7 protein-coding genes and 1 pseudogene are annotated in these 9599 nt (G+C 36.6%); 7 read left to right on the forward strand and 1 reads right to left on the reverse strand.

From position 1 onward, the window contains the following. The 7 genes and pseudogenes from B4D49_RS08400 to B4D49_RS08430 form a co-directional block, all read left to right on the forward strand. A pseudogene (locus B4D49_RS08400) lies at window positions 1-408 on the forward strand (DNA topoisomerase IV subunit B); the annotation flags it as partial. 132 nt (window positions 409-540) lie between these two features. After that, on the forward strand, window positions 541-2991 hold the full coding sequence (gene gyrA / locus B4D49_RS08405; protein ID WP_286784102.1) for a DNA gyrase subunit A: 2451 nt from the start codon (window positions 541-543) through the stop codon (window positions 2989-2991). A 1-nt stretch (window position 2992) separates the two neighbouring features. Next, on the forward strand, window positions 2993-3739 hold the full coding sequence (locus B4D49_RS08410; protein ID WP_199543921.1) for a class A sortase: 747 nt from the start codon (window positions 2993-2995) through the stop codon (window positions 3737-3739). A gap of 66 nt (window positions 3740-3805) precedes the next feature. Beyond that, window positions 3806-4219, forward strand: coding sequence for a VOC family protein (locus tag B4D49_RS08415; protein WP_199543922.1), 414 nt, complete (start codon window positions 3806-3808; stop codon window positions 4217-4219). 72 nt (window positions 4220-4291) lie between these two features. Continuing rightward, window positions 4292-5257 (forward strand): DUF1002 domain-containing protein, encoded by a 966-nt coding sequence (locus B4D49_RS08420; RefSeq protein WP_132869603.1) that lies wholly within the window; start codon window positions 4292-4294, stop codon window positions 5255-5257. A 120-nt stretch (window positions 5258-5377) separates the two neighbouring features. After that, a complete protein-coding gene (locus tag B4D49_RS08425; protein WP_286784100.1) occupies window positions 5378-5818 on the forward strand; it encodes a hypothetical protein in 441 nt (146 codons plus the stop codon). A 685-nt stretch (window positions 5819-6503) separates the two neighbouring features. Continuing rightward, complete coding sequence (locus B4D49_RS08430; protein WP_199543924.1) at window positions 6504-7763, forward strand: NRAMP family divalent metal transporter; 1260 nt, start codon at window positions 6504-6506, stop codon at window positions 7761-7763. Between the two features lie 199 nt (window positions 7764-7962). On the opposite strand, the gene B4D49_RS08435 is transcribed toward B4D49_RS08430, so the two are convergent. Next, window positions 7963-9599 (reverse strand): phospho-sugar mutase (locus B4D49_RS08435; RefSeq protein ID WP_286784101.1); only part of this gene is annotated, 1637 nt, incomplete at its 5' end.

The following is a 9599-nucleotide window of genomic DNA, read 5'->3' on the forward strand; positions in this document are numbered from 1 at the left end:
GTCGATGGTTCTCACATCCGTATCTTATTATTAACTTTCTTCTACAGATTTATGCGTCCTTTAATTACAGAAGGCTACGTTTATATCGCTCAACCTCCTCTATATAAAGTCGAATATCATGGTAAGCAATATTACGCCTACAATGACGACCAATTAGAAACAATTAAACAAAAATTAAAATTAAAACCAGGCTATCCATTCCAACGTTATAAAGGTCTTGGTGAAATGGATGCTGAACAATTATGGGAAACCACTATGGATCCAAAAAATAGAAAGATGTTAAGAGTTACTCTTGATGACGCTATTCTTGCCGAACAAGTCTTCACTGACTTAATGGGCGATAATGTCGATCCAAGAAAAGAATTCATTCACACAAACGCGAAGTTTGTTAAGAACTTAGACATCTAATGAAAGGAGAAAAAATATATGACATTCGAAGATGAAAAATTAGAAAACGAAGAAGTAGTTTCTGAAGAAGAAAATACTGAAGAAGTCTAACAAGAAGTCAAATCCGGTGGTGAAGATATCATTGAAGCCGGTATTGCTGCTGGATTAACCAATATTCCATTAGTGTCTACAGTTAAAAGTTCCTTCTTAGATTACGCGATGTCTGTTATTGTTTCTCGTGCAATTCCAGATGTCAGAGATGGTTTAAAACCAGTCCATAGAAGAATTATCTATGGTATGAGTGAAGCTGGTGTTACACCAGATAAACCATTTGTTAAATCCGCCCGTATCGTCGGTGATGTTATGGGTAAATATCACCCACACGGTGATTCATCAATTTATGAAGCTATGGTTCGTATGGCACAATGGTGGAGTTACCGCCATATGCTTGTTGACGGACACGGAAACTTTGGTTCTATGGACGGTGACGGCGCTGCCGCACAACGTTATACAGAAGCACGTATGAGTAAAATCGCTCTTGAAATGCTTCGCGATATTAACAAAAATACTGTTGATTTCCAAGATAACTACGATGGTAGTGAACGTGAACCACTTGTTTTGCCATCACGTTTTCCTAACTTACTTGTTAATGGTGCTACTGGTATTGCTGTTGGTATGGCAACAAATATTCCGCCACATAACTTAGGTGAATCTATTGATGCCGTTAAATTAGTCATGGATAATCCTGATGTCACAACTCGTGAATTAATGGAAGTATTGCCTGGTCCCGATTTCCCAACAGGAGCTCTAGTTATGGGTAAATCTGGTATTCGTAAAGCTTATGAAACAGGTAAAGGATCTATCGTATTACGTTCACGTACTGAGATTGAAACAACTAAGAGTGGCCGTGAACGTATCGTTGTTACAGAATTCCCATATGGTGTTAATAAGACAAAAGTTCACGAACACATCGTTCGTTTAGCACAAGAAAAACGTATCGAAGGAATTACCGCCGTTCGTGATGAATCAAGCCGTGAAGGTATCCGATTTATCATTGAAGTGCGTCGTGACGCATCAGCAAACGTTATTCTAAATAACTTATTCAAACTTACTAGCTTGCAAACAAACTTCAGCTTTAACATGCTTGCTATTGAAAAAGGTGTTCCAAAGATTCTTTCTTTGAAACAAATCATCGTTGATTACATTGAACACCAAAAAGAAGTTATTGTACGTCGTACAGAGTTTGATAAGGCTAAAGCTGAAAAACGTGCTCACATCTTAGAAGGATTGCTAATTGCTCTTGATCATCTTGATGAAGTCATCAGCATTATCCGGAACAGTGAAACTGACGTGATTGCTCAAGGCGAATTGATGAGTCGTTTTGACTTATCTGAACGTCAAAGTCAAGCTATCCTTGATATGCGTCTTCGTCGTTTGACAGGATTGGAACGCGAAAAAATCCAAGCTGAATACGATGATCTTCTTGCTTTGATTGCTGATTTGGCTGATGTTTTGGCAAAACCGGAACGTGTAATTACAATCATCAAAGAAGAAATGGACGAAATCAAACGTAAGTACGCTGATCCACGTCGTACAGAATTGATGGTTGGTGAAGTCCTTTCACTCGAAGATGAAGACTTGATTGAAGAAGAAGATGTCTTGATTACTCTTTCAAATAAAGGTTACATCAAACGTTTAGCTCAAGATGAATTCCGAGCACAACGTCGTGGTGGACGCGGTATTCAAGGTACAGGTGTTAATGATGATGATTTTGTTCGTGAATTAGTATCTACCAACACTCATGATCATGTTTATTTCATGACAAATAAAGGGCGTGTATACCGTTTGAAAGGTTATGAAATTCCTGAATATGGACGAACTGCAAAAGGTTTGCCAATCGTCAACCTTCTAAAACTTGACGAAGGTGAAATCGTTCAGACAATTATCAGTGAAAAAGGTAGTGACGATCACGAAAATTACTTATTCTTTGTCACACGTCAAGGTGTCGTTAAACGTACTAAAGAATCTGAATTTAGCAATATCCGTCAAAATGGTCTTAAGGCACTTAACCTTAAAGATGGCGATGAGTTGATTAATGTTATCCGCACTAACGGTAGTGATGATATCATCATTGGTACTAAAACAGGATACAGTGTTCGCTTTAATGAATCTGATGTTCGCAGTATGAGCCGTTCAGCAACTGGTGTTCGTGGGGTTAACCTTCGTGAAGGAGATGAAGTCATCGGCGCATCACGTATTACAGATGATCAAGAGGTTCTTGTCATTACTGAAAAAGGGTACGGTAAACGTACGCTTGCTTCTGAGTACCCAACTAAAGGTCGCGGTGGTAAAGGTATCAAGACTGCTAATATCACTGAAAAAAATGGTCAATTAGCTGGACTTGTAACCGTAAATGGTGATGAAGATATCATGGTTATTACTGATACTGGTGTTATGATTCGTACAAGTGTTGCTGATATCTCACAAACTGGTCGTGCAACACTTGGTGTTAAAATTATGCGCCTTGATCAGGACGCTAAAATCATGACACTTGCTCTTGTACAACCAGAAGAAGAACAAGAAACTGAAGAAGTAGAAGATTAGAATGGTAAAAAAAGAGAAGAAAACGCATCGTTTCTTGACATTTCTTAGAGTCACAATTTCCTTGATTTTATTATTATTTGGGCTTGCTTTGATTTTTAACCAATCCATTTGTAATTTTTTGATTGGTCATCAGTCAAATCGTTATCAAATCAATAAAGTGACTAAAAAGAAACTTCAAGATAACCAAAAGGCGAAAGTTACTTTTGATTTCTCTGCGGTTGAACCCGTCACGGTTCAGTCTGTTTTAAAAACTCAATCAACTAAGACAGATCTTCCTGTCATTGGTAGTATCGCCGTACCAGATCTTGGTATCAACTTACCAATCTTTAAAGGTTTAGGAAATACTGAATTATCTTATGGTGCTGGAACGATGAAAGAGGATCAAGTAATGGGTGGGCAAAATAACTATGCCCTTGCTAGTCATCATGTTTTTGGCGTTTCTGGTTCATCAAAGATGTTGTTTTCTCCTTTGGAAAATGCGAAAGCCGGAATGAAGATTTATCTTACAGATAAATCAAATGTTTATACATATGTTATCACCGACACTTTTTCAGTGGCACCTGATCGTTCAGATGTCTTAAATGATGTTCCCGATCAAGCCTTAGTTACATTAGTAACGTGTACCGATCAGGAAGCAACTGCGAGAATCGTTGTCAGAGGTAGTTTAGAATCAGCGGTTGCCTATGACAAGGCATCTAATGACATACATAAAGCCTTTGATTATTCTTACAATCAAATGACCTTTTAAAGAAAAAGCTGGGAGTAAGTTTTATTCTCAGCTTTTTTTCTGACAATATCTTATAAGGAGATTTTTATGAAACTAATTGCTGTTCACCATGTGGCTCTTATTGTATCTGATTATGACAAATCACGAGATTTTTACGTTAATAAACTTGGTTTTGACATTATTCGTGAAAATCATCGTCCGGAGCGTCATGATTATAAGTTAGATTTGAAATGTGGTTCTATTGAGCTAGAAATTTTTGGAAACAAAACGTCAGATCCAGCCTATGTTGCTCCTCCAAAGCGAGTTGGGCAACCTGAGTATCACATGGAGGCGTGCGGTCTTCGCCACTTAGCTTTCTATGTAGAAAATATCGAAGCCTATAAAGCAGAACTCGAAGAAATGGGTGTTTACGTACAACCTATCCGTCATGATGACTATACTGGTAAAAAAATGACTTTCTTCTTTGATCCAGATGGTTTACCTTTAGAATTACACGAGTAAGTACAGTTTTTTTCAGACGCTTTAGACAAGAAGTGCTATAATTAAATACCTAAGTGAAAGGAATTAATTAAGATGAAATTTAAAAAAACGCTTATGGCTTGTGCGCTAGCTTTATTTTCAACAGTAACTGTTGGGCATGTTCAGGCAGCAAGCAATTCTGTTCAAGATGTTATTGATGAAACATATGTTCAACCAGATTACGTTTTAGGTTATTCTTTGTCTGATGATCAACGCAATCAAACATTATCTTTACTTGGTTATGACAGTTCAAAAGACACAAGTGTTAAAACAATTACAACTAGTGCTTATGCAAATATTATGGATGTTGCTGACGATCCAAGCTTGCAGCTGTATTCATCAGTAAAAATTCAAAAACTAGGCTCTTCAGAGACATTGACAGTTAATATTGTCACTCCTGAGAATATCACAAAAGTGACTTCTGATATGTATCGAAACGCTGCTGTTACTCTTGGAATTGAGCATGCTGCAATCACAGTAGCTTCTCCAATCCCAGTAACTGGTGAATCAGCTTTAGCAGGTATTTATTACTCACTTGAAGAAAATGGTGCCAAAGTTTCTGATGAAAGTAAACAATTGGCACAAGAAGAATTGAACACTTTGTCAACGATTAACGCTGAAAATCAAGGAACTGATGGCTATGATGCTGATAAATTGAACGTTGCCTTAGCAGATATTAAATCAGCAGTAGCAGATGCAGGTTCAAACGTGTCAAAAGATGATGTCCGTAAAATCGTTGATGAAACACTTGATAATTATAAATTAAAAGATGTTTTATCAAACAATCAAATCAATATGATTGTCAACTTTGCTTTTAATCTTTCAAAATCAAGTATTATTGATAGCAGTAGTTTCAAATCAGCTTTGGCTTCTTTGAAAGATAGCATTGTTTCAAATGCTGGATCAACCTTTAAGGGAATTAATCTTAACTTTGATTCTTCAAGTGCTATTGAATCAGGGAAAGGCTTTTTGGCAAACATTTGGCAAGCTATCGTTAATTTCTTCAAAAGCTTATTCTAAATTTTTAAAGGTCTTTTGACTTTAACGCTTTTATGATAAAATAAAAAACACCTCGTGTTAAATATTGGCATGAGGTATTTTTTACGCAATTATTTTAGAAAAAATTATAAATTAAGGAGAATGCATGAGAAAGGTAAAAGAACCTCCTTTAGCATTGGGGGGCTTGGATTAAGCTTCTTTTCGCTTGGGAATATTTTAGGTGATTATTCATTGATATTACGCTATATCTTGGGTGGGATAGCATTTGTTTTGTATTTCTTCTTAATGATTGCTGTTATTAAATCCCTTCATACTTACTTAGCTAGCTTAAAAGACCCTTTGACAGCCTCAATTTTTCCAACACTTTTAATGCAAGGTAGGCTAATGATTGTTTATTGTGATGTTTTTCCAGATTTGTACGGAATCACTGAATTGATTTTTCGAAGCATCTGGTGGCTATCTTTTATCCTGCTAATCATTTATATAATTGTTTTTTCAAAACGTTTTCTTTGGAATTTTAAATTGAGTAATGTTTTTCCTCTTGGGCAGTCCTTTATATCGGAATTGGGATATCTAGCGTAACTGTTCCATGGACAGGTTACTCACATCTAGGCAAAATCATTTTTGCTTATATATTATTCACTGTCATTATGTTATTACCCGTTGTTTTTTAAGGCTTTATAGACATGGTATCCTAGAAGACATACGAGCAAATTTGGCGACACTTTGTGCTCCTGCACTTGTACTTGTAGCCTATCAGAACGCTTTTGAGACTGTTCATCATCCTTTACTACTTGGATTAGTTCTCTTATCACAAGTCTTATATTTTATTGTTCTATACCACGTTCCTAGAATATTGAAAAATGTTTTTAATCCAGGTTTCTCAGCCTTAACTTTTCCTCTTATTGTTTCAGCGACTGCATTAAAGGGAAGTAAAAGATTTTTGTAGCTTATCATTGGTTAAATGCTTTATTTTTACTTGAATTGATAATTGCTATTTTGATTTTAATAATAGTAGTGGTTGGTTATGTGAAATACTTTAGATATTGAGAATTCACTAACTAAAAAAGTCAAGAATTGCTCTTGGCTTTTTTAGTAGGTAATTTAAGAGCTAATATAAAAAAATAAATTCAAAAAATATTTTTCAGTTTTTTCAGAAAATTTACGCAAAAAGGTTGACTTTTGTTGGTTTGAGTTGTAAAATAATTCTTGCACAATTCAGAATTATCTGAAAGTTGAAAAGTTTATTTAGAAAGAGGTCTATTTTATGACTGAAAATATAGAACAACAGTCAACCTGGCGTACTAAGTTAAAAGCACTTGGCCCTGGTATTCTAATGGCATCAGCTGCAGTTGGCGGCTCACACATCGTTTCATCTACACAAGCAGGAGCTATCTATGGATGGCAATTGGCTTTGCTAATCATTTTGATTAACATCTTCAAATATCCATTTTTCCGTTTCGGTTCACAATACACAATGGAAAATAACAAAAGCTTGATTGAAGGATATGCTGAAAAAGGAAAAGGTTGGCTTGCCATTTTCTTCATTTTGAATGTATTTTCAGCTATTGTAAATACAGCAGGTGTCGGTATCCTTTGCGCAGCCATCTTATATAACGTATTCCCAAATGGTCTTGGGATGAGTATCTCTCAACTAACTACAATTATCATTGTGATCATCTGGGCAATGTTACTTATTGGTGGTTATCGCTTCCTTGATTCACTTGCGAAATGGGTAATGACTGCTTTAACAATTGCAACTGTTCTTGCGGTAGTCATTGCATTATTTAAACATCGTGAATATGCTCCAAACTTTGAAGCGCCTACACCTTGGCGCATGGCTGCTCTACCATTTATCGTTTCATTGATGGGATGGATGCCTTGTCCGATTGAAATTTCAGCCATCAATTCAATGTGGTCAGTTGAAAAACGTAAAACAGTCAATATGTCAGAGAAGGATGCTGTTTTTGATTTTAATATTGGTTACATTGGAACAGCAATCTTAGCACTTATCTTCTGTGCGCTTGGTGCCTTAATTCAATTTGGCTCTGGTGAAGAAGTACAAGGAGCATCAGCAGCTTATATCGCTCAGTTTGTTAATATGTATGCTGAAGTTCTTGGTGAATGGGCTCGTTTCTTGATTACTTTAATCGCCTTCCTATGCATCTTTGGTACAGTTATCACTGTTATTGATGGTTACTCTCGTGCCAATAACGAATCTCTTCGTTTGTTGCTCGGTAAAAAAGAGTCATCACAAAAAGCTCTTTACATTTGGATGACTGTGACTGCAGCAGTTGGTCTCGTTATTGTTTATCTATTTGCTGGTAACGTGGCAACAATGCTTCGCTTTGCGATGATTGCGTCATTTATTACAACTCCGTTCTTTGGCTACTTGAACTATTCATTGGTCAACAACAAAGAACACCAAATCAAACCATGGTTGAAAGTTTTATCAATCATCGGTCTTATCTATCTCTTTGGTTTCGCATTATTCTTTATCGTTGCATGGTTAACAGGTAATATTTAAAACAACCAATTCATGAAATGCAAACTCTCTAAAAAACAACATAACAACACCTTTTCTCCCTTAGGTGTTGTTTCTTTTTATGTAAATATATTTATGTAAATCAATAGATAACTAACCTTTAATGTTCTTAAACTGAAAAGCAATGCATAAAAAACTCCCTCTATAAAAATAGAAGGAGTTTAAACATCATTAATTAGATTTATTTAACAAATGCATTGATTTCTTTTTCGATGTTAGCAATTTTAGCTTCAGCGTCAGCTAAATCTTTACCAACAGTAGCGAAGTAGAATTTGATTTTTGGTTCAGTACCTGAAGGACGAACCGCAATCCAAGAATCATCGGCAAGAGTGTATTTCAAAACGTTACTTGGTGGTGTTGTCAATTTTTCAACGCCAGCTGCACTTGTAGCTGTTTGAGCCAAGAAGTCTTCAGTTTTAACAACATCTGTTGCGTTAAATTGAACTGGGGCATTGTCACGGAATTTATCCATGATTTTCTTAATTTCAGCAGCGCCATCAACACCACTAAGAGTTACTGAAATAGTTTTTTCTGCGAAGTATCCGTATTCTTTGTAGATTTCTTCAATACCATCAGCAAGAGTTAATCCACGTGAACGGTAGTAAGCAGCAATTTCAGCTACGATAAGAACAGCTTGAACAGCATCTTTATCACGTACGAAAGGTTTGATTAGGTAACCAAAACTTTCTTCAAAACCAAACATATAAGTGTGGTTGTGTTTTTCTTCGAATTCTTGAATTTTTTCTGCGATGAATTTGAAACCAGTCAAAACGTTAAACATTTTAGCGCCATAACTTTCAGCAATTTTTGTAACCAATTCAGTAGACACAATTGATTTTGCTAAAGCTGCGTTTTCTGGAAGAGTTCCAGCAGTTTTGTGTGCTTCAAGAATGTATTTAGCGATGATAGCACCGATTTGGTTACCTGAAAGGTTGCGGTATGAACCATCTGCTTGGCGAATTTCAACACCAAGACGGTCAGCGTCTGGGTCAGTTGCAACAAGAACATCAGCATCGACTTTACGTCCAAGTTCTTCAGCAAGTGCAAATGCTTCTTGGTTTTCAGGGTTTGGTGATTTTACAGTTGAGAAGTCTGGATCTGGAACAGCTTGAGCTTCAACAACTTGAACTGATTCAAAACCAGCTTGAGCAAGCGCACGACGTGCAAGCATTTCACCTGTACCGTGAAGTGGAGTATAGACAATTTTCATGTCTTTACCATATTCATCAATCAATTTTTGGTTGATGTTAACATCTTTAACTTCTTTAAGATATTCAGCATCGACATTTTCACCGATAACTTCAATAAGACCAGAAGCTTTGCTTTCTTCAAGATCAGCTAATTCGATAGCAAATGGATCATCGATAGCACGAATGAAATCAGTCAAAGCATCAGCATCAGCAGGTGGCATTTGTCCACCATCTTCACCGTAAACTTTGTAACCGTTGAATGGTGCAGGGTTGTGACTTGCAGTCACCATGATACCAGCAAATGTACCAAGGTGACGAACAGCAAATGACAATTCTGGAGTAGGGCGAAGTGATTCAAAAACATAAGCCTTAATGCCGTGTTTTGCTAAAACTTGAGCTGACTCAAAAGCAAATTCAGGTGAGAAGTGGCGTGAATCGTAAGCGATAGCAACACCACGTTTTTTAACGTCTTCACCTTTTGTTTCGATAAGTTTTGCAAGACCTTCAGTAGCTTGGCGTACTACATAAACGTTGATACGGTTTGTACCAGCGCCAATAACCCCACGCATACCTGCTGTACCAAACTCAAGGTTTGTGTAAAAAGCATCTTCTTTTGTCTTTTCGTCCA

This window comes from Streptococcus sp. UBA4344, assembly GCF_002393675.1.
Lineage (GTDB): Bacteria > Bacillota > Bacilli > Lactobacillales > Streptococcaceae > Streptococcus > Streptococcus vicugnae.